This is a genomic window from Rhizobium grahamii (genome assembly GCF_009498215.1).
Lineage (GTDB): Bacteria > Pseudomonadota > Alphaproteobacteria > Rhizobiales > Rhizobiaceae > Rhizobium > Rhizobium grahamii_A.
On sequence record NZ_CP043499.1, the window covers coordinates 627,997 to 647,593 of the forward strand.

Consider the following 19,597-nt stretch of genomic DNA (forward strand, 5'->3'; position numbering starts at 1 on the left):
GCATGGCACAATTGTTTATCCGCAGGCCGATCCTGGCCTGGGTCTTCGCGCTGTTCATTTCCATCGCCGGCCTGCTGGCGATCCCGTTTCTGCCGATCGCTCAATATCCGAAGGTTGCGCCCCCGCAGCTGACGATCTCGACCTCCTATCCCGGTGCGTCTCCGCAGGAAATCTACCAGGGTGTGACGCGCCAGATCGAAGACGAGCTGAATGGCGTCGACGGACTGATGTATTTCGAGTCCACTTCCGATAATTCCGGCTCGGTGAGCATCAACGCCACCTTCCGCGCCGGGACGAACATCGACCAGGCATCGGTTGACGTCCAGAATGCGATCCGGCGCGTGGAAGCCAGGCTTCCAAGCACGGTTCGCACACAGGGCGTGACCGTCGAGGAGGCGAGCTCCGGCTTCCTCATGATTGTTTCGATGACATCCACCGATGGCAGCCGCGACGAAGTGGAGCTCGGCGACTACATCAATCGCAGCGTGATCGGCGAAATCCGACGGATCGAAGGTGTCGGCCGCGCTCAGCTGTTTGCCGCGCAGCGCGCCCTTCGCGTCTGGATCGATCCGGACAAGATGGTCGGGCTCAATCTCAACACTGATGACATCAACGCGGCTATCACCGCCCAGAATGCACAGGTTGCAGCCGGCCAGATCGGCGCCAGCCCGAACCCCGTCACACAGGATCTGACGGCAACCGTTCTCGTAAAGGGGCAACTTACGACGCCCGAGCAGTTCGGCGAGATCATCCTGCGAGCCAACCCGGATGGCTCGACAGTCCGGCTGAAGGATGTCGCTCGCATCGAACAGGGTGCGGAATCCTACAACTTCACGAGCCGCCTCAATGGTCAGCCGTCCGCTGCTCTTGCCGTGCAGTTGTCATCGACCGGCAACGCGGTTGCTGTCTCGGCTGCCGTGAAGGCGAAGATGCAGGAACTGAGCCGCTTCTTCCCGAAGGGCGTCGAGTATTCGGTTCCTTACGACACAAGCCCGTTCGTGTCGGCATCGATCGAGAAGGTGATCCATACGCTGATCGAGGCAATAGCACTCGTGTTCATCGTCATGTTCGTCTTCCTGCAGAACTTCCGCTACACAGTCATCCCGACGCTTGTCGTGCCGGTGGCGCTGCTCGGAACCTGCGCCGTCATGTACGCGACAGGTTTCTCGATCAACGTTCTGACCATGTTCGCCATGGTGCTCGCCATTGGCATCCTCGTCGACGACGCCATCGTCGTCGTTGAAAACGTCGAGCGCATCATGGCCGAGGAGGGGCTGTCCCCGAAAGCGGCGACAAAAAAGGCAATGGGCCAGATCACCGGCGCCATTCTCGGTATCACGCTGGTTCTGTCCTGCGTTTTCATCCCGATGGCATTCTTCCCCGGCTCGACAGGCATTATCTATCGACAGTTCTCGCTGACGATGGTTGTCTCGATCCTGTTTTCGGCTTTCCTCGCGCTGTCGCTGACGCCGGCGCTGTGCGCAACCTTCCTTAAGCCGATCAAACAGGGTCACCATGAGAAACGGGGAATAGGCGGCTGGTTCAACCGCAAGTTCGAGCGACTGACCTTGGGCTATTCGGCGTCGGTGACCGGCATGGCACGGCGCGCGGGCCGCATGATGATCGTCTACCTCGCACTGCTTGTCGGTCTCGGTTACCTCTTCGTCAGCCTCCCGACATCATTCGTTCCGAATGAAGACCAGGGCTTCCTGATCGTCGATATCCAGGGACCGCCGGAAGCGAGTGCGAACCGCACGATCGAATCCATCAAGCAGATCGAGGCCATCTTCAGGGCGGAGCCGGCGGTCGCCAACATCGTGGCGATCCAGGGCTTCAGCTTCTCTGGAAATGGTGCGAATGCAGGCCTCGCGTTCGTAACCTTGAAGGACTGGTCGGAACGCGGCGAGGGCAATTCCGTCGATGACATTGCCAACCGTGCCAACATGCAACTGTTCGCTCTGAAGGACGCGACGTCGTTTGCCCTGTCGCCACCGCCGATCGAAGGCTTTGGCACCACCGGCGGCTTCTCCTTCAGGCTCCAGGATCGAGCAGGATTGGGACAGGCGGCTCTCACCAAAGCCGCTGGCGAACTGATGGCAAAGGCAGCCCAAAGCCCGATCGTCACGGGTGTGCGCATGGAGGGCCTGCCCGATGCCGCGCAGGTGATGTTCGTCATCGATCGCGAGAAGGCAAACACGTTCGGTGTGACCTTCGCCGACATCAACAACGCCATCACGGCAAACCTCGGCTCGTCCTACATTAACGACTACCCGAACAGGGGACGGATGCAGCGGGTTATCGTGCAGGCACAGGATCGCAGTCGCCTGCAGATCGAGGATGTCCTCAAGATCAATGTCCGCAATGCGAGCGGCGGTATGGTTCCGCTCTCCTCCTTTGCGATCGCTGAATGGCAGAAGGGGGCGCCGCAGATCGTTGGCTACAACGGCTATCCGACCGTGCGCATCTCCGGCGCTCCGGCACCGGGCCAGTCGTCGGGTGCGGCAATCGCCGAGATGGAACGACTTGCCTCGAAGTTGCCCGAAGGCTTCGGCTTCGAATGGTCGGGACAATCGCTCGAGGAAATCACGTCGGGGAGCCAGGCTCCATTCCTCTTCGGGCTCAGCATCCTGTTCGTCTTCCTGCTGCTCGCCGGCCTTTACGAAAGCTGGTCGATCCCGCTTTCGGTCATGCTGGTCGTGCCGCTCGGTGTCATAGGTTCGGTCCTTGCGGTGATGGTTCGGGACATGCCGAACGACCTCTATTTCAAGGTCGGGCTGATCGCCATCATTGGACTCTCGGCGAAGAACGCGATCCTGATCGTCGAGTTTGCAAAGGACTATTACGCGCAAGGGAAATCGCTTCTCGACTCGGCGGTCGAGGCCGCGCGCGTGCGCTTCCGGCCGATCGTCATGACGTCGCTGGCATTCACGCTTGGCGTCGTTCCGCTGGCGATTGCCACGGGGCCGAGCGCGGCAAGCCAGAACGCCATCGGCACCGGCGTGCTTGGTGGGATGATCTCGGCGACCGTGCTTGCGATCTTCTTCGTGCCTGCCTTCTTCGTCTTTGTCCTCAAGCTCATGCGGACGAAGCGTCCTGTCGAAGAGGACGGTGTTGAGGCCACGCCTCAATCCGCGGAGGCCACCCGTCCCTGATGGGTAGGCAGTAAATTCCGAAGCATGAAAACGGCAGCCGTGACATTCCCGACACGGCTGCCGTTGCCGCACTAGGTGAGCAGGGAGACGACGCCGCTGGCAACATCGTAGCGGCCTGCGACAACTTTCAGCTCGTTGTCCTTCAGAGCCTTTGCGATGATCGTCGATGTTCGGCTGAGCAGAGTGGCTTGGATCTTCGCATTCACATCGATGGCGGCATCGAGGTTGTCGCCTGCTGCATTCACTGCCGGCCAGATTGGCGCATAAAGGGCTCCGATCTGTCCCGGAACGGCCTTGCCCTCAATGGTCGCTTTGACCGCACCGCAATTGCTGTGACCAAGGACCATGAGCAGCTTGGCTCCAAGAACGGCAATCCCGTATTCGAGGCTGGCCGTAACCTCCGGCGTCGCGATATTTCCGGCGATCCGAACGACGAAGAGGTGTCCGATGCTCTGGTCGAACACAAGCTCGACCGGCACCCGGGAGTCTGCGCAGGATAGGACGGCGGCGAATGGCTCCTGCTTCTCCGCTGTTTTCGATTTGAGGATCGAAAGGTCCTCGTTGGGGGATTGCAGGCGTCCTTCGGTAAAGCGCTTGTTTCCATCAAGCATTGCCTGGAGCGCCTGATCCGGTGTCAAGGTGCTTTGTGCGACCGCCGGTCTCGATGACGACATTGCCGCACCGGTGATCAATCCCGTTGCACCGATAGCACCACAAATGAAGCTGCGGCGGGAAAAGGCGGTCTCGCTGATCTGTTCCGTTCCGTCTTTCAAGCAACCAAAACAACCACAGGACATGCGATGATCGTGCGCGAAATTCTGCATGGTTCGACTCCTGACGTTGAGGCGGACCCTCAGAAACCGTCGCTTCTGGAATCCGCTCGGAAATAGAGCTTTTGAATGGTCGCCATGATCAGAGCAGTCGCCCACCCAAAGACAATCCATCCATTGACCGCCTCGAAGACGGAGAGCTGCCGCCAGTCCTTTCCAAGAACGATGTCGCCGTATCCCACCGTTGTGAACGTGGCGGTCGAGAAATAGGCAGCATCCTCGAAGGTCGGCAGGGCACCCAAGGCGTAGTAGACGAAGGCCCAGAGACAGATGTCGAGCACGATCGGCACCATCAGGTAGCTGACCCATACGACCGTTGCGGCTGTGGCGTGGCGACCAAGGTACTCGGGGTCGATCCGCCTGAAGGTGCGCAGCCCCACTTCCATGAAAAGGGCCTGTATCGAGACCGTCGCCGCAATCAATCCGATCGCAAGAAGAAGTTTGGCAATCACGATGCCTCCAAGCCGATATCAACAAGACGATGGCACGCGATCGGTCGGATTGTCGTTCATCATGCCCAACCCTACCAGGGCAGAGCATAGCGTTTGGTACACTTCATGCATTGAGCAGGATCAACGCGAGACTGGAATAGCGCGTCCGCATGCGTAATTTGCCGGGTCTTGATCCCGGTCAATGCCTGATGCCCCAAGGACTCTGTAGACTTCCCGGACGCGTTGGAACCAGACGGAGCCTGTCGTGCAAAACGCTCGGTCCACACCGGGAGCCTCGAGGCTCAATGCAGCAAGGGACGCGGTGATCGGTGAGATCCGAAACGCACCGCTCCTTGCTCTCCTAATCTTTGTGCCGGTGGTTCTCATCACAGAGATGGCTTCGCCGGAAGCGCACACGCTTCTGTTCTTTCTGTCCGTGCTTGCGATCGTGCCCTTGGCGGCACTCCTCAGCCGCGCGACGGAAGCCGTATCGACGCGAACCGGAGATGCTGTCGGAGGCCTGCTGAATGCAACGCTTGGAAACCTGACGGAGCTTGTGATTTCGCTCGCAGCCCTGCAAGCCGGCCAGTACCTGTTGGTGAAGGCATCCATTGCCGGCGCGATTGTCGCGCACGGACGCGCGTCTCCAACGAAGCATCCGAAGGCTCGGCCTTTCGCCGGATGAGGCGGAAAATGCGCCGCATAACGCCGACATCCCCCAGATTCGCCGACAAAAACGAATGTCGGTGGCGTGCCCTCCTTGACACCTTCATCAGCGCAGCAAACTAATTCCTTGTTGCACAGGAGGAGCACATGGCCGACGAAACCAGCATGACGAGCACTGCCGATACCGTAAGCGCCGATTCTGCGCCGAAGGCTGCGGAGCCGAAGAAGACGCGTGCGCCGCGCGCCAAGAAGGCAACCTCTGACGTTGCGAGCTCCGGCGCGAAGGTCGCCCCTCCTGCATCAGCTGCCGCTGCGGCAAAGACTGGCAAGCGGACGCGTGCTGCGCGGGCCAAGCCGACGGTCGCGGAAGTTTCAAGCGCCGTGAAGAAGACCAGCAAGCCGCGCGTCGCCAAGCCTGCGGTCGCAGCGAAGAAGGCACCTGCTTCCGCGAAGGATGAGATGGCTGACCTCCTTCGCTTGGAGGAAGAAAACCAGAAGCTCCGCAAGCTGCTTTCGGAAAAGCTCCGCAACGAAAACGCGGACCTTCGCAAGCGTCTTGGCATGGGCTGACCGCCTACGGCGACAGCGCCAAGACGAGCTTTATTTTTGCCATATCAGGACGGAGATTTCGGCGTCGTGACCGTCGCCGGAATCTCAACTCGGATGCGTGATCAAGCACGAGGTTGAGAAGTAATGGCAAGGTCCCCTTGGAAATTTCTTGTCGGACTGACAAAGCGGCGCGGCAAGGATGAGGCAGCGCCGGCTGAGGAAACGCCTGCAACTTCATCGCCGATCGAGGCGCGGGAGGAAACGGCGACAACCGATCCGCAAGACGCGCCAGCGGCAGCAAAGACGCCTGTACGCGATGCGACCGGCGAGCTCGACGCGGCCAAGACCATCAAATCTGACAGTGACGACACTGTTGAAAGGCCGAAGCCGCGTTCTGACGATGTGGTCCCTTCGCCGGCGAGCGCTCCGGAGGCCGGCATCTCCGAACCCCAAATCTCAGCCAGATCCCGAAAGACAGTTGTCCCTCGGAGACAGGCGAAGCCAGCCGAACCGCCCGCGGCCCGTACAGAGGTTCAGCCAAATTCACGCGCGCATATCTCGACCGAAATTCGCGAACTGGACGATGAGATTAAACACCTGCGCCGCCAGTTGGCCGAACGGCTTCAATCGCAGAATACCCAGTTGAAGAAGATGCTGGAGCGATTTGAGCAGTAAAGCGTCGCAGGTGAAGAGGTGCCGGTAAAGACAAAAAAGGTCGGAACGACATATCGTACCGGCCTTCTTCGCTCGTCCCGATTACGCCCGCCAGTACATCCGTGGTCAACCGCAAGAGACGATGGTGAGCTTCAGTGTACAGTTTTCGGGCGGTCTTTCAACTGGACCAAATGCCACTCCGGATTAGCTAAAAGGTTGAGCTTGTTCACCTCCACGGCGCCTCGAGCGGCAAGCCGAACCGAGCGAGCGGCCTTGCGGAGGGCGCGCGTAAGAAGCCGCCGACAACATAGGTGAAACGGTCGCCTGTTTTAGTGTCAAGCTGTTGATCGAAGCGGTGTGCGTTACCGTAACATACAGGCACTGCCGCTAACTTTCGTGCAAGGTGCCCCGGTTCAAGCTCACACCCATTCGAGAGGGGATGAAATGCTGAAGGGCGGATTTCGACTGGCGGCCATCGCACTGGCCTCCGTTGCTTACATGACGGCGGCATCGGCACAGACGATGAGTTATGCGGACGCCGTAACGAAGTTGGCGAACGACTGTGGTGCCGATATTCAGAAACTTTGCAAAGGGCTCAATCTTGGCAGCGGACGCATTGCCGATTGCCTACAGCAGAACTCAGCCAAGGTGTCAGCCGCCTGCAAGGGGTCGCTGACGGCGGCATTCCAATCGATCTCGCAGCGCGAGCACGCGCAGACGGTCTACAAGGAGGTTTGCCAGCGCGACATGTCGAAGAGCTGCTCTGGCATCAAGGGAGACGGTTTCGTGCTGGCGTGCCTGGTGAAGAAGGAAAACCGCGTCAGCAAGGAATGCAACCAGGTAATCACCGATGCAGGCTGGAGGTAAGCGGATGAGACGCATTCTTTTGAAGACGACGCTGCTGTTTGCCGTGGCACTTCTTCCGGGCCTCGTGGCCGCTCAGGAAGTCTCTCAGGATCGCATCGTCAAGGGACTGGGCAAGCTGACGTCGGCAGCGCCGGCGATCGACCTCGAGCTTTTGCGCCAGGAAGCGATCAACGGCGGCAACAAGCAGATGGGTGAGCTGCCAAACTGGAAACGGCTGGCGAAGCTGCCTCAGATGGTTGTCGAGATCAATTTTGAGAATGATTCCGTCGCCATACAGCCCGCGTCTTATCGCACGCTCGGAATGATTGCCGATGCCCTGCATCACCCGAACATGTGGGCCTACAATTTCCTGATTGTCGGTCATGCGAGCTCAACGGGCGATGAGAAGCACAACCTCGACCTCAGCGAGCGCCGGGCTGCCGCCATCAAGGAAGCGCTCTCCACGACCTTCGCCGTCGATCCTCAGCGCCTGTATGCACTTGGCGTCGGAGAATATCTGCCGATCGACGGCACCCAGGGCGATGCGTCGAACAACAGGCGTGTGCAGCTCATCAACCTTGGCGTCTTCAAGAAGAAATCCTGAACTGACCGGCTCTAGGTGCGGCGAAAACCGAAGCCGACGCGAATGTTGGCTTCGGTCCGATTTTTTCCGGTCAAACCGGTTCGCCAAATCGGTGCGTGTATCCACCTTCCTGAAAGTCGTCGAAGCCGTGCGACCAGCTCTTGCCCGGCCAGACATAATCCACTCGCCCTTCCGCCGGCCGGTAGATGGCCGTGTAGAGAGTAGGGTGGGAACCGCTCCTGGAATATAGCGGCGGTCGCAGGAACAAGTCGGTCAGCCGCGACAAGGACATGGATGGATCTGCGAGAGCCTGCTGGATCGCGAGCTGCCGCGCCATTGACGACGATGAGGGACGGGTGGTTCGCTGATGGTTCGTGCAGGCCCTCAACCGCGAGATGATCGGTCGCTGGCGGGGGCCGAGCAGCAACGTCGCGTATTGGCCCGAGCGGTCGAGCACGGTGACGTTCTGGGGGAGAGCAACGGGTATCCGGCAAAGCGCTGCGACGGCCTCATCGACGCGGCGACACGTTTCGAGAATGTACCGGATTACCAGGATGATCGAGAAGCCGACCCCCTGCGTGCGTCCACCACCGAGCGTGACGCTTGCCGCCAATCCCTCTTCGTTCATGCCGTCAACGCAACCTCCCCATGGCCTCTGCGCCTTGGAGATCACTTTCAAGCTCGACCACGCCGTCATTTCAAATCGCCCCGAGACGATCTCAGGCGGATAGTCGAAATTGCGGATCAATGCCGGACCATCGGGCCCGAACCATACCGCCTGACTGCAACCAAAGCGCTCCGGGGCGGGCCGGTAGTGGCTCAGCATCCGATGGGCCACCTCGTCATCGCCAACCAGAGCACAGGCGCTCTCATAGAAGGGCATCAACTCCAGCATGTGCTGCAGTAGGGCGGCGCGACAGTCGTTGGCGGTCGGTGTGTCTGACGCGGTTTGTCCGAAATACCACTTCTCGGCTTCGGCTCGTCCGGCAACGAACCGGGACAGCCATGCTTCCCCTGGCCGGTCTTCCCGTGCGGTGATGAAGGTCTTCTCCATAGCGGCGGCAGTATAGGAACGGCTTTGGCGGAGTGGCAAGTTGCGTTCCGCAAAGCGGGAGGGCAGTCGTCGGTCGGTGTGTGTGTGCGATACCGTAATATACGCCCTCCGCAGTTCCCTCTCATGCATAATCTCTTCCGGTCCCATCAAGCGATCGGGATAAAAACGGTGCGGCTGATCAAATCAAAGCGCGAGAAAACATGCATTCGGGCATTCTGGGGATAGCGCGATGGGCTGGAATCGACTGTATAGCTTGAGAAGCTACATCAAGTCTTCGCTGTGGCTCGTGCCGTTTCTGGCTCTCCTTTTCTACATCCTTGCAATCCGGCTGGTCTATCTGCTCGAGCCATGGCTGGGGTGGACCGAACAATGGCCATGGGGGCTTGCTGGTTCTCAGAGGTTGCTGGAGACGATTATCACGATGACGCTGACGTTCGTCGTGTTTACCTTCGGCTCGCTGTTGGTGGCGATCCAAATCGCCGGCGGCCAACTGACGCCCAGGATTATTGCAACGACCTTGCTGCGGGACAATGCGATCCGCTTTACCGTCGGCCTGTTCATTTTCACTCTGTTGTTCGCGACAGGGGCACTGGCGAGGTTGGAGTCCGACGTTCATCAGGCGGTGGTTGGTGTCGCCGGCATCCTCGGCTTCCTGTCTATCGCAGCCTTTCTTTACCTGATCGATTATGCAGCTCGTCTCCTCAGGCCTGTGAGCATTGTCTTGAGGGTGAGCGAAGAAGGTCGCGCCGTCATCGAAGAGGTCTATCCTGCGATGGCGACCGATGACGAAGTGGATACTTCACACGACCCGAGACCAAGTGAGCGGCCTGCAAAATCCATTCTCTATAGGGGGAGGCCTGCCATTATCGTGGCCGTCAATACGAAGGCCCTGTTCGGCCTGGCTGAGAAAACGCGCTCCGTGGTGGAGCTGGTCCCACGGGTGGGTGATTTCGTCGCCTCCGGCGAGCCTCTTTTTCGGCTCTACGGCGCAAACGTCCCCGAGGAATCAGTCCTGCGAACGATGATCGCCTTCGGGCCGGAACGAACCCTCGAACAAGACGCGACCTTCGCCTTCCGGATCCTCGTGGACATCGCCATTAAGGCGCTCTCGAAGGCGATAAACGACCCGACGACGGCCGTTCTCGCCATCGATCAATTGCAGCGCCTGCTCTGCTACGTTGGCAAGCGCAGCCTTGTCGGAGAAGCGCTGATGAACCAATCCGGAGAACTGCGCGTCATCTGTCGTACGCCGGATTGGGAGGATTTCGTGAAGGTGACGTTCAGCGAGATTAGGCTTTACGGCGCTGAGAATTTCCAGATCGCACGCCGCCTGCGGGCTGTGCTGGAGTACGCTCTGCAGGTGCTGCCGGAATTCCGACACGCAGCGCTCGAAACCGAATTGGATCTGCTCGATCGGCGATTGGCCGAGCTCTACTATTTTCCCGAGGACCTTGCGCTCGCTAGGGTGGCCGATTCACAGGGCCTGGGTGGCGGCAAAGGTAGTGGTGCATCGACGCCGACCGCTACGACGTGATGTCGCTCGACAGAAAGCCGGGGCGCGAGGTCGCGCCACCGGCAGGCCGGATGACTACTGCGTCAGTTGCACGAGGTCGGCGTCCAGCCGCTTGCGAACCAGGTTTGGCACCTTGGCAATTTTGATCGCCTCGAGGTTGGAAGGGGTGTCGCCGACCTGGATCAGCGCAACCATCCCCATGCCCACATGCGGCGTGCATTTGACGACATAGGCGCCGGGCAGATCGAACCTGGCTTGATATTGTTCGTTCGGCTTGGATTTGAATTCGGGTGCGCCGTCGGGGATGAGGCCCTTGAAGGTTTCGACGTTGTGGCTCTTGTCGGTCGGGACGAAGGTGATCGTATCGCCCGGAGCGATCTTGACGAACCCTGGCTCGAAGACCATCGCGCCATCGGCGCCCTTGTTGAGCATCTGAATCTGGTGGTCCGCGGCCATCGACGGTGCTGCCGAGGCAACCAGCGCTGCCGCCACAGCGATCAGACCGAATTTCAAACGCATGTGCATGTCTCCTGTTTCCTGAGGTCGAGCTGACCTCGGCGCTCGTTCTAGGGCGCGGCGCCTCGATGTTCTTTGATGTCTGTCAAACTTGCGAGAAATGCCCCCGCCTCGTGCCCGCGACACATTGGACGCGCGGTCCTACGGCAAACTCGTTTCGTCCGCGAACGCGGCTTCGCGCGAAGCATTCATTCCAAAGCCGGTATTCCTTGATGTAGATCAAGGAGCACGGTCGCTGTCCGTGCCAGTCCTCATCCCCAGTACGACAGAACCGGCCGCGCCGGGCTGGTCTACGCACTGGGGACGACAACATGAATTATTCAACCGAAACAATCGTGGTCGCTGCGGCCGCGTTCCTGGCTTTGCTGGGGGCGGGCTACGCGCATGACCATCTTTTCGCGGTCCACATGGCCATACTGTGCTTCTGCCTCGTGGCCGGCACGGTGCTGCTTCTTCGGCGAGTGGATTTCTCGCCGGCGGCCCGTCACGCCAAGGTCGATACGTCAGGATATTTCGACGAGGTGATCAGGTACGGCCTCATCGCCACGGTCTTCTGGGGTGTCGTCGGCTTTCTCGTCGGAGTGGTCGTCGCCGCCCAGCTGGCATGTCCCGACCTCAACATAGCGCCCTGGTTCAATTTCGGCCGCCTGCGCCCGGTCCACACCTCGGCGGTGATCTTCGCCTTCGGCGGCAACGCTCTGATCATGACGTCGTTCTATGTGGTCCAGCGTACCTGCCGCGCTCGCTTGTTCGGCGGTAGCTTGGCCTGGTTCGTGTTCTGGGGCTACCAGCTGTTCATCATCATGGCGGCGACCGGCTATCTTCTCGGCATCTCGCAGGGCCGCGAATATGCGGAACCGGAATGGTACGTCGACCTCTGGCTCACGGTCGTCTGGGTCGCCTATCTCGCGGTGTATCTGGGCACGATCCTGAAGCGCAAGGAACCGCACATCTACGTCGCGAACTGGTTCTATCTCGCCTTCATCGTGACGATCGCGATGCTGCATGTTGTGAACAACCTGGCAGTCCCGGTCTCCTTCCTCGGGTCGAAGAGCTATTCGGTCTTCTCGGGTGTCCAGGATGCGCTGACGCAGTGGTGGTACGGCCATAACGCCGTCGGCTTCTTCCTGACCGCCGGGTTCCTCGGCATGATGTACTACTTCGTGCCGAAGCAGGCGAACCGCCCTGTCTATTCGTACCGCCTGTCGATCATCCACTTCTGGGCACTGATCTTCATGTACATCTGGGCAGGCCCGCACCACCTGCATTACACCGCCCTTCCGGACTGGGCCCAGACGCTCGGCATGGTCTTCTCGATCATGCTGTGGATGCCGTCCTGGGGCGGCATGATCAACGGCCTGATGACGCTGTCGGGCGCGTGGGACAAGATCCGCACCGATCCGATCATCCGCATGATGGTCATCGCCATCGCATTCTACGGCATGTCGACCTTCGAAGGCCCGATGATGTCGGTGAAGACGGTGAACTCGCTCAGCCACTACACGGAATGGACCATCGGTCACGTCCACTCGGGCGCGCTTGGATGGGTCGGTATGATCACCTTCGGTGCAATCTACTATCTGACGCCGAAGCTGTGGGGACGCGAGCGACTCTACAGCCTGCGCATGGTCAACTGGCATTTCTGGCTCGCCACGCTCGGCATCGTGATCTACGCGGCCGTTCTCTGGGTCGCCGGCATCCAGCAGGGCCTGATGTGGCGCGAATACAATTCGCAGGGCTTCCTCGTCTATTCCTTCGCCGAGACCGTCGCCGCCATGTTCCCCTACTACGTGCTGCGCACGGTGGGCGGAGCGCTCTACCTGGCGGGCGGGCTCGTGATGGCCTGGAACGTGTTCATGACGATCAAGGGTCACCAGCGCGCGGAAGCCGCTATTCCGACCGCATATGTGCCCCAGGCACAAGCTGCCGAGTGAGGTGAGACATGGCATCGATACTAGACAAACATCATATCCTCGAGAAGAACGCCACGCTGCTTCTGGTCGGCTCGCTGCTCGTGGTCAGCATCGGCGGCATCGTCGAGATTGCTCCACTGTTCTATCTCCAGAACACCATCGAGAAGGTCGAAGGCATGCGTCCTTATACGCCTCTCGAACTGGCGGGGCGCAATATCTATATCCGCGAAGGATGCTATGTCTGCCATAGCCAGATGATCCGCCCGTTCCGGGACGAGGTGGAGCGCTACGGCCACTATTCGCTTGCCGCGGAATCCATGTACGACCATCCGTTCCAGTGGGGCTCCAAGCGAACCGGTCCCGACCTTGCTCGCGTTGGCGGCCGTTATTCGAACGAGTGGCATGTCCAGCATCTCTCGGATCCGAGAGCCGTCGTGCCGGAATCGATCATGCCCAAATACGCCTTCCTGAAGGAACAGGAAGTCACCGTCAAAGACGTCGGCATGGACCTCAAGGCAAACGAGGATGTCGGTGTGCCTTATAACGACGACATGCTCGCCAATGCCGAAGCCGACATGAAGGCGCAGGCCGATCCGAACGCCGATACCACTGCTCTTCTCCAACGATATCCGAAGGCGAAAGTCGGCGATTTCGACGGTGACCCGCAGAAGCTGACCGAGATGGATGCGCTTGTCGCCTACCTCCAGATGCTGGGCACGCTGGTCGATTTCTCGACCTACGACGACGCAACCGGCTATCGATGAGGTGATCTGATGGAAACCTATACCGCAATGCGGCACTTCGCCGACAGCTGGGGCCTTCTGGCAATGGCCGCGTTTTTCGTTGGCGCGATCGTCTTTACGCTCCGTCCCGGCAGCAAGCAGACGGCCAAGGACGCCGCCGATATTCCCCTGAAGGATGATTGAGATGTCGGAAAAGCATGTTGATGAAATCAGCGGCGTCGAGACCACCGGACACGAATGGGACGGCATCAGGGAGTTGAACAACCCGATGCCCCGGTGGTGGGTCTGGACGTTCTACGCGACGATCCTCTGGGCTATCGCCTATGCGATCGCCTATCCGTCCATCCCGATGATCAAGGACACGACCAAGGGGCTACTTGGCTTTTCGAGCCGTGCCGAGCTGCAACAGGACCTCGACCAGGCGAAGGTCGCGCAGATCAGGTTCCACGATCAGATCGCGGCAAGGACGGTGCAGGAGATCGACGCCGATCCTGCATTGCGTGAATTTGCGATTGCCGGCGGGGCATCGGCCTTCAAGGTCAACTGTGCGCCATGCCACGGCTCTGGCGCGACGGGCGGTGCTGGCTTCCCCAACCTCAACGACGACGATTGGCTCTGGGGCGGAGATCTGGACTCGATCCAGAAGACCATTGCCCATGGCATCCGCTATGACGCTGACGCGGACACTCACGTATCCGAAATGCCGGCGTTCGGGGAGATTCTGGACTCCACCCAGACGGCACAGGTCGCCGCCTATGTCTGGAGCCTGACGAACACGCCCTCGGATGCCGCGCGTGCGGTAGCAGGCAAGCAGATCTTCCTCGACAACTGCGCCGCGTGTCACGGCGAGGATGCGAAGGGCAAGGCCGATATGGGCGCGCCAAACCTGGCTGACGCGATATGGCTGAAGGGGAGCGGCGAAGATGCCATCATTCGCCAGGTTTCGGCACCCAAGCACGGCGTCATGCCCGCATGGGCCCGGCGCCTGGGTGAGCCTGTCGTGAAAGAACTCACGGTCTTCGTTCATTCGCTCGGCGGCGGCCAGTAAGGATGATCCGATGAGCACCCATGATCACAACCCTCTCCTCGGGCTCTATGGCACGCCTCGCTCCGTCATTCACTCGCGCGTGTCATCGCGCTCCAGCAAGACCGTGACACCGGTGAGCGAGCAGGAAGATCCCGGCAAGATGGGCAGCTCGATCGTCAGCTTGAATTGCCTCAAGGATCAGAAGCCGACCAGCCGTTAGAAACGGATAGTACCAATGAATGTTTCGGGGGCGTGCCTTCGCAGGCGCGGCCCCTTTTCATTCCGGACCCTTGTGCCCTGTTGCCCCTGCGGACCTTGCAGCGAACTCAACAGAAGTTTGACCTATCTCAAAGGGCGACCGGCCGATCAGTGCTACACAGCTTTCCGTCTAGTGGAGGTTACGTCACGCAGTCTCTCCTGCGTGATCCCTTCGGGCCACGTCTCCTCTCCGGGACGTGGCCTTCCTTTTTCGACTGCCTTCCGCTTCTTGATCTACGTCAAGGCGTGACCCTCGGGGAGATGGAAAAACGGTGTCAAAGGCGGACACCAAAATGAACCTCTATACTGCAAACGATCCAGGCAACGTCGAACGTATCAACGCCGAGGCCGTCAATGCCCGGCACAATCGTCCGCCACTCTATGCAGCGCGCAAGAAGATCTTCCCGAAGCGGGCCGAGGGTCGCTTTCGTACCTTCAAATGGATCGCGATGCTGATCACACTCGGCATCTATTATCTCGCCCCGTGGATTCGCTGGGATCGTGGCCCCTACGCCCCCGATCAGGCCATCCTCGTCGACCTTGGTTCACGACGTTTCTTCTTCTTTTTCATCGAGATCTGGCCACAGGAATTCTATTACGTCGCCGGGCTCCTAGTCATGGCGGGCTTTGGCCTTTTCCTTGTCACCTCGGCCGTCGGCCGCGCCTGGTGCGGCTATGCCTGTCCCCAGACGGTCTGGGTCGATCTGTTTCTCGTCGTCGAACGGGCCATCGAGGGCGACCGTAACGCGAGAATGAAACTCGACGCCGGCCCCTGGACCTTCGACAAGGTCAAAAAGCGGATTGCCAAGCACGCGATCTGGATCGTCATCGGCGTGGCGACCGGTGGCGCGTGGATATTCTACTTCGCGGACGCGCCCAAGCTTGTGGTCGCGCTGTTCACCGGACAGGCACCCGCCGTCGCCTATGCGACGGTCGCAACCCTGACCGCCACGACATATGTTCTCGGTGGTCTCATGCGCGAGCAGGTCTGCACCTACATGTGCCCCTGGCCGCGCATTCAGGGCGCCATGCTCGACGAGAACTCGCTGGTAGTGACCTACAATGACTGGCGTGGCGAGCCGCGCACCCGCCACGCCAAAAAGGCTCAAGCCAAGGGCGAGCCGATCGGTGATTGCGTCGATTGCAACGCCTGCGTCGCCGTCTGTCCGATGGGCATCGACATCCGCGACGGGCAGCAGATGGAATGCATCACCTGCGCGCTGTGCATCGATGCCTGCGACGGTGTCATGGGCAAGCTCGGCAAGGAGCGTGGTCTGATCGCCTACGCGACCCTCAGCGAATATGCTGATAACATGGCGCTAGCCACCAACGACGGACGAACGCCGGTCCAACCGGCTCGCGTGCGCGACGAAGACGGTTCGTTCACCGCCGGCGTCCGCCACTTCAACTGGCGCATCATCTTTCGCCCGCGTGTCGTCTTCTACGCCACCGTCTGGGCTTTCATCGGCCTGGCGATGCTGGTGCATCTGTCGCTGCGCGAGCGGTTGGAACTCAACGTCATTCACGACCGCAACCCGCAATACGTGCTGGAGAGCGACGGCTCGATCCGCAACGGCTATACGCTGCGCGTCCTCAACATGGAGCCTCGTCCGCGCAAGGTGACATTGAGCCTTTCCGGGCTCGAGGGCGCGACCATGCGCATTCCTGAACTCGGCAAGGATGAAGGACGCTCCTTCACCATCGACACAGCGCCTGACGCCGCCACCACGCTCAAGGTCTTCGTGACGGACAGGCCGGGTGGCGGGACCAACGAGCTTCTGTTCGTGGTCGAGGATGCCGATCATTCTGATCGGGCGACCTATCGGGCCGCATTCAACACTCCAGGAGACGCGAAATGACCGCACCATCTTCATCACAGGGCTTCACAGGCCGGCACATGCTGCTGGTCATCTGCACCTTTTTCGGCGTCGTGATCTCCGTCAACGTCACCATGGCCTGGCTCGCCTCGTCGAGCTGGAGCGGCCTTGTCGTTCAGAACACCTACGTCGCCAGCCAGGAGTTCAATCAGAGGGCCGAGGCGATGAAGGCCATGACCGCTTCGGGCATCAGCGGGGTGCTGTCGATCAATGGGGGCATGGTTCACTACGACCTTCGCAACAGGGACGGGTCGCCGACCGCGATCGACGACGTCGTGCTGAACTTCAAACGGCCCGTGGGAGACCATGAGGATTTCAGCATCACGCTTCGCAAGACTGCGGAGGGTCGATTTGAGGGCGAGCACAACGTTGCGACAGGCGACTGGATCGTCGAAGCCGTCTCAAAGCGAGGCGGAGCGTTGATCATGCACGAAGCCAAGCGGATCGACACCGCGGAGTTCGGCCAATGACCTGTTGCACGATGGACAGCGAAGGCGTGCTTGCTTTGAGCTCGACCGCCTTCAGCGCCGAGGAAGTCGCGCTCGCCAGCCATCCGGTCGGCGACGGCCTGCGCCAACTCGACCTGAGCGTTCCCGATGTACACTGCGGTGCATGCATCTCCACGATCGAAGGCGCCCTGGCCAAGATCCCGTTTGTCCAGAAAGCGCGCGTCAACCTGACGGCGCGCCGGGTCACCTGCCTCTATCGCGAGGAAATGGACAACCGGCGGACCGATCCTTCGCAGATCGTCACTGCGGTTAATGCCGTCGGATACCGCGCGCATCTCTTCACACCCGCAACGCCCGAGAATGACAAGACCCGAAACCAGTTGCTGCTTGCCGTAGGTGTCTCGGGGTTCGCGGCGGCGAACATCATGCTGTTGTCGGTTTCCGTTTGGTCGGGCGCCGATGCCGCCACCCGCGACCTGTTCCACTGGATCTCGGCAATGATTGCCGCGCCGGCACTCGTCTATGCGGGCCGTTTCTTCTTCCAGTCCGCGTGGAATGCGCTGAAGCATGGCCGCACCAACATGGACGTCCCGATTTCGCTTGCGGTGACGCTGTCCTACGCGGTTTCGCTCTGGGAAACCATGCGCCATGGCGAGCACGCCTGGTTCGACGCATCGGTGTCGCTGCTGTTCTTCCTGCTGATCGGCCGAACCCTTGACCACATCATGCGAGAGAAGGCCCGCGCGGCAATCAACGGGCTGGCGCAGCTGGCTCCCCGGGGGCGATGCAGATCATGCCGGACGGATCGCGTCGCTACGTCCCCGTGGAAGAGATTTCCGTCGGGGATCAGATCGCGATCGCGGTCGGCGAGCGCGTTCCCGTCGACGCCCAGGTGATTGGCGGCAGCAGCGATCTCGACATGTCGATCGTCACAGGCGAAAGCAGCCCTGTCGCTGTTTCAGACGGAAGCGATGTCATGTCCGGCGCGATGAACCTCACGGGCGCCCTCGTTCTGCGTACCACAAAGATTGCGAAGAACTCCCTGCTTGCCGAAATCATCGGTTTGATGGAAGCCGCGGAAGGCGGCCGCGCCAGGTATCGCCGCATCGCCGATCGGGCGGCGTCGCTCTATTCTCCGGTGGTCCACTGCCTGGCGCTGGTTTCGTTTCTCGCCTGGGGTTTTGCCGGCGGGGACTGGAAGCACGCCATGCTGGTCGCCGTTGCCGTCCTGATCATCACCTGCCCGTGCGCATTGGGTCTTGCTGTTCCGGTCGTGCAGGTGGTCGCCGCCGGAGAGCTTTTCCGCAAGGGGATTATGGTCAAGGACGGCTCCGCTCTCGAAAGGCTCGCCGAAGCCGACATCGTGGCATTCGACAAGACAGGGACTTTGACGATCGGCCAGCCACGCCTCGTCGCGTCGCTGGCGGCGGAGCGGGAGATCTCCACTGCCCTTGGTCTTGCCATTCATTCGAGGCATCCGTTGTCGCAGGCGCTGGTGCGAGGCTGCGACCTAGCGCCTGTCAGCTTCGACAGCGTCAGGGAAGTTCCCGGTGGCGGGCTCGAAGCGGCGGGCGGAGATGCTGTGTATCGCCTCGGCAATGCGGCCTTTGCCTGTGGGGAGAAAGTCGAACCACGGACGGCTGGTGACAATCCCTATTCGGAAGTCGTTCTGTCGAAGGATCGCGTCGAACTCGCTCGCTTCCTATTCGATGACACACTGCGTCCGGGCGCGGCCGATGCCATCGCCCAGTTGCAGAAGGCGGGTCTGGGATCGATCGTGCTATCCGGCGACAGGCAGGCCGTGGTGGACAACACCGCCGAGGCGCTCGGGATCGACAAGGCATTCGGGGCGCTGACGCCAAAGCAGAAGGTGGAAGAATGCGCTCGCATGAGCGCAAGCGGTCACCGCGTGCTGATGGTGGGAGACGGCATCAACGACGCGCCGGCGCTGGCCGCCGCGCACGTGTCGATGGCACCGGCAACAGCATCGGACATCGGACGACAGGCCGCCGATCTCGTGTTCTTCAATGACCGGCTGGACGCGGTTCCCGACGCCATCACGATTTCAAGACGCTCCGCGAGCCTTATCCGGCAGAACTTCGCGCTGGCAATCGGCTACAACGTTCTGGCTGTTCCGATCGCGATTGCCGGTTTCGCCACTCCTCTCATCGCGGCGGTTGCGATGTCCACCTCGTCGATCATCGTGGTCATGAACGCCCTGCGTCTCAACTCGTTCGATCGAGCCTTGAGCAGACAGTCGGCAACCGTTGTCCCGGCCAACAAGGTGAAAATCGCATGAACATGCTGATCTATCTGATCCCGATCGCGCTCTTCATGGGCGGCATGGGCCTGGCGGCCTTCCTGTGGTCCTTGCGAAGCGGCCAGTATGACGACCTGCAAGGGGCCGCGTGGCGCGTGCTCAGCGATGAGGATCCAGACCAGAAGCAACTCTAGACGCCGGGACATCCGCAGGTTCCCTTTGGGCTTGCGGACACGGCCGGCTGCGTGACATTTATCAACGCTGATAGTGTGCCGA

The 19,597-nt window shown here is 60.4% G+C and carries 18 protein-coding genes and 2 pseudogenes; 16 read left to right on the plus strand and 4 right to left on the minus strand.

The annotated features are described in order from the left end of the window. The first annotated feature begins 2 nt into the window (after window positions 1–2). Complete coding sequence (locus FZ934_RS21780) at window positions 3–3,152, plus strand: efflux RND transporter permease subunit (RefSeq protein ID WP_153272972.1); 3,150 nt, start codon at window positions 3–5, stop codon at window positions 3,150–3,152. Between the two features lie 71 nt (window positions 3,153–3,223). Here the strand turns inward: FZ934_RS21780 and FZ934_RS21785 are convergent, their stop codons facing one another. Together FZ934_RS21785 and FZ934_RS21790 are read right to left on the minus strand one after the other, a co-directional pair. Then, on the minus strand, window positions 3,224–3,976 hold the full coding sequence (locus FZ934_RS21785) for a carbonic anhydrase (RefSeq protein WP_246738012.1): 753 nt from the start codon (window positions 3,974–3,976) through the stop codon (window positions 3,224–3,226). A gap of 29 nt (window positions 3,977–4,005) precedes the next feature. Next, window positions 4,006–4,434: a potassium channel family protein gene (locus FZ934_RS21790; protein WP_246738013.1), complete on the minus strand. Its 429-nt coding sequence runs from the start codon at window positions 4,432–4,434 to the stop codon at window positions 4,006–4,008. A gap of 301 nt (window positions 4,435–4,735) precedes the next feature. Between FZ934_RS21790 and FZ934_RS27885 the strand changes: the two are divergent. The 5 genes and pseudogenes from FZ934_RS27885 to FZ934_RS21815 all read left to right on the plus strand — a co-directional run. Next, window positions 4,736–5,047, plus strand: a pseudogene (locus tag FZ934_RS27885) (calcium/proton exchanger); the annotation flags it as partial. A 179-nt stretch (window positions 5,048–5,226) separates the two neighbouring features. After that, a complete protein-coding gene (locus FZ934_RS21800) occupies window positions 5,227–5,649 on the plus strand; it encodes a transcriptional regulator (RefSeq protein WP_153272973.1) in 423 nt (140 codons plus the stop codon). 123 nt (window positions 5,650–5,772) lie between these two features. After that, window positions 5,773–6,303, plus strand: coding sequence for a hypothetical protein (locus FZ934_RS21805; protein ID WP_153272974.1), 531 nt, complete (start codon window positions 5,773–5,775; stop codon window positions 6,301–6,303). A 423-nt stretch (window positions 6,304–6,726) separates the two neighbouring features. Beyond that, complete coding sequence (locus FZ934_RS21810; protein WP_153272975.1) at window positions 6,727–7,149, plus strand: hypothetical protein; 423 nt, start codon at window positions 6,727–6,729, stop codon at window positions 7,147–7,149. Window positions 7,150–7,153: 4 nt separating this feature from the next. Continuing rightward, entirely contained in the window at window positions 7,154–7,732 is a 579-nt protein-coding gene (locus FZ934_RS21815) for an OmpA family protein (RefSeq protein WP_153272976.1), read from the plus strand. A gap of 70 nt (window positions 7,733–7,802) precedes the next feature. Here the strand turns inward: FZ934_RS21815 and FZ934_RS21820 are convergent, their stop codons facing one another. Beyond that, complete coding sequence (locus FZ934_RS21820; protein ID WP_153273985.1) at window positions 7,803–8,765, minus strand: C45 family autoproteolytic acyltransferase/hydolase; 963 nt, start codon at window positions 8,763–8,765, stop codon at window positions 7,803–7,805. 229 nt (window positions 8,766–8,994) lie between these two features. Between FZ934_RS21820 and FZ934_RS21825 the strand changes: the two genes are divergently transcribed. Continuing rightward, a complete protein-coding gene (locus FZ934_RS21825; protein ID WP_153272977.1) occupies window positions 8,995–10,299 on the plus strand; it encodes a DUF2254 domain-containing protein in 1,305 nt (434 codons plus the stop codon). Between the two features lie 54 nt (window positions 10,300–10,353). Here the strand turns inward: FZ934_RS21825 and FZ934_RS21830 are convergent, their stop codons facing one another. Further along, complete coding sequence (locus FZ934_RS21830) at window positions 10,354–10,797, minus strand: pseudoazurin (RefSeq protein ID WP_153272978.1); 444 nt, start codon at window positions 10,795–10,797, stop codon at window positions 10,354–10,356. Window positions 10,798–11,105: 308 nt separating this feature from the next. Between FZ934_RS21830 and ccoN the strand changes: the two genes are divergently transcribed. From ccoN to ccoS, 9 genes and pseudogenes are all read left to right on the plus strand, one after another. Continuing rightward, window positions 11,106–12,728: a cytochrome-c oxidase, cbb3-type subunit I gene (ccoN, locus tag FZ934_RS21835; RefSeq protein WP_153272979.1), complete on the plus strand. Its 1,623-nt coding sequence runs from the start codon at window positions 11,106–11,108 to the stop codon at window positions 12,726–12,728. A gap of 8 nt (window positions 12,729–12,736) precedes the next feature. Beyond that, complete coding sequence (gene ccoO, locus FZ934_RS21840) at window positions 12,737–13,471, plus strand: cytochrome-c oxidase, cbb3-type subunit II (protein ID WP_113522102.1); 735 nt, start codon at window positions 12,737–12,739, stop codon at window positions 13,469–13,471. Window positions 13,472–13,480: 9 nt separating this feature from the next. Beyond that, window positions 13,481–13,633: a cbb3-type cytochrome c oxidase subunit 3 gene (locus FZ934_RS21845; protein ID WP_065691373.1), complete on the plus strand. Its 153-nt coding sequence runs from the start codon at window positions 13,481–13,483 to the stop codon at window positions 13,631–13,633. Between the two features lies 1 nt (window position 13,634). Further along, complete coding sequence (gene ccoP / locus FZ934_RS21850) at window positions 13,635–14,498, plus strand: cytochrome-c oxidase, cbb3-type subunit III (protein ID WP_153272980.1); 864 nt, start codon at window positions 13,635–13,637, stop codon at window positions 14,496–14,498. A 10-nt stretch (window positions 14,499–14,508) separates the two neighbouring features. Next, window positions 14,509–14,697 (plus strand): hypothetical protein, encoded by a 189-nt coding sequence (locus FZ934_RS21855; protein ID WP_065693224.1) that lies wholly within the window; start codon window positions 14,509–14,511, stop codon window positions 14,695–14,697. Window positions 14,698–15,028: 331 nt separating this feature from the next. Further along, window positions 15,029–16,594, plus strand: coding sequence for a cytochrome c oxidase accessory protein CcoG (gene ccoG, locus FZ934_RS21860; protein WP_153272981.1), 1,566 nt, complete (start codon window positions 15,029–15,031; stop codon window positions 16,592–16,594). Further along, a complete protein-coding gene (locus tag FZ934_RS21865; RefSeq protein ID WP_153272982.1) occupies window positions 16,591–17,082 on the plus strand; it encodes a FixH family protein in 492 nt (163 codons plus the stop codon). Before ccoG ends, FZ934_RS21865 begins: the two co-directional genes overlap by 4 nt. Beyond that, window positions 17,079–19,360: pseudogene (locus FZ934_RS21870) on the plus strand (cation-translocating P-type ATPase). The gene FZ934_RS21865 and the pseudogene FZ934_RS21870 overlap by 4 nt, the downstream one beginning before the upstream one ends. After that, entirely contained in the window at window positions 19,357–19,515 is a 159-nt protein-coding gene (ccoS, locus tag FZ934_RS21875; RefSeq protein ID WP_153272983.1) for a cbb3-type cytochrome oxidase assembly protein CcoS, read from the plus strand. Before FZ934_RS21870 ends, ccoS begins: the two are co-directional and overlap by 4 nt. Window positions 19,516–19,597: the final 82 nt, after the last annotated feature.

Bases quoted from the DNA above. Each gene is read 5' to 3' on its own strand.
- FZ934_RS21780 (WP_153272972.1), top strand. From the start codon at position 3: ATGGCACAATTGTTTATCCGCAGGCCGATCCTGGCCTGGGTCTTCGCG.
- FZ934_RS21785 (WP_246738012.1), bottom strand. From the start codon at position 3,976: ATGCAGAATTTCGCGCACGATCATCGCATGTCCTGTGGTTGTTTTGGT.
- FZ934_RS21800 (WP_153272973.1), top strand. From the start codon at position 5,227: ATGGCCGACGAAACCAGCATGACGAGCACTGCCGATACCGTAAGCGCC.
- FZ934_RS21805 (WP_153272974.1), top strand. From the start codon at position 5,773: ATGGCAAGGTCCCCTTGGAAATTTCTTGTCGGACTGACAAAGCGGCGC.
- FZ934_RS21810 (WP_153272975.1), top strand. From the start codon at position 6,727: ATGCTGAAGGGCGGATTTCGACTGGCGGCCATCGCACTGGCCTCCGTT.
- FZ934_RS21815 (WP_153272976.1), top strand. From the start codon at position 7,154: ATGAGACGCATTCTTTTGAAGACGACGCTGCTGTTTGCCGTGGCACTT.
- FZ934_RS21820 (WP_153273985.1), bottom strand. From the start codon at position 8,765: ATGGAGAAGACCTTCATCACCGCACGGGAAGACCGGCCAGGGGAAGCA.
- FZ934_RS21825 (WP_153272977.1), top strand. From the start codon at position 8,995: ATGGGCTGGAATCGACTGTATAGCTTGAGAAGCTACATCAAGTCTTCG.
- FZ934_RS21830 (WP_153272978.1), bottom strand. From the start codon at position 10,797: ATGCGTTTGAAATTCGGTCTGATCGCTGTGGCGGCAGCGCTGGTTGCC.
- ccoN (WP_153272979.1), top strand. From the start codon at position 11,106: ATGAATTATTCAACCGAAACAATCGTGGTCGCTGCGGCCGCGTTCCTG.
- ccoO (WP_113522102.1), top strand. From the start codon at position 12,737: ATGGCATCGATACTAGACAAACATCATATCCTCGAGAAGAACGCCACG.
- FZ934_RS21845 (WP_065691373.1), top strand. From the start codon at position 13,481: ATGGAAACCTATACCGCAATGCGGCACTTCGCCGACAGCTGGGGCCTT.
- ccoP (WP_153272980.1), top strand. From the start codon at position 13,635: ATGTCGGAAAAGCATGTTGATGAAATCAGCGGCGTCGAGACCACCGGA.
- FZ934_RS21855 (WP_065693224.1), top strand. From the start codon at position 14,509: ATGAGCACCCATGATCACAACCCTCTCCTCGGGCTCTATGGCACGCCT.
- ccoG (WP_153272981.1), top strand. From the start codon at position 15,029: ATGAACCTCTATACTGCAAACGATCCAGGCAACGTCGAACGTATCAAC.
- FZ934_RS21865 (WP_153272982.1), top strand. From the start codon at position 16,591: ATGACCGCACCATCTTCATCACAGGGCTTCACAGGCCGGCACATGCTG.
- ccoS (WP_153272983.1), top strand. From the start codon at position 19,357: ATGAACATGCTGATCTATCTGATCCCGATCGCGCTCTTCATGGGCGGC.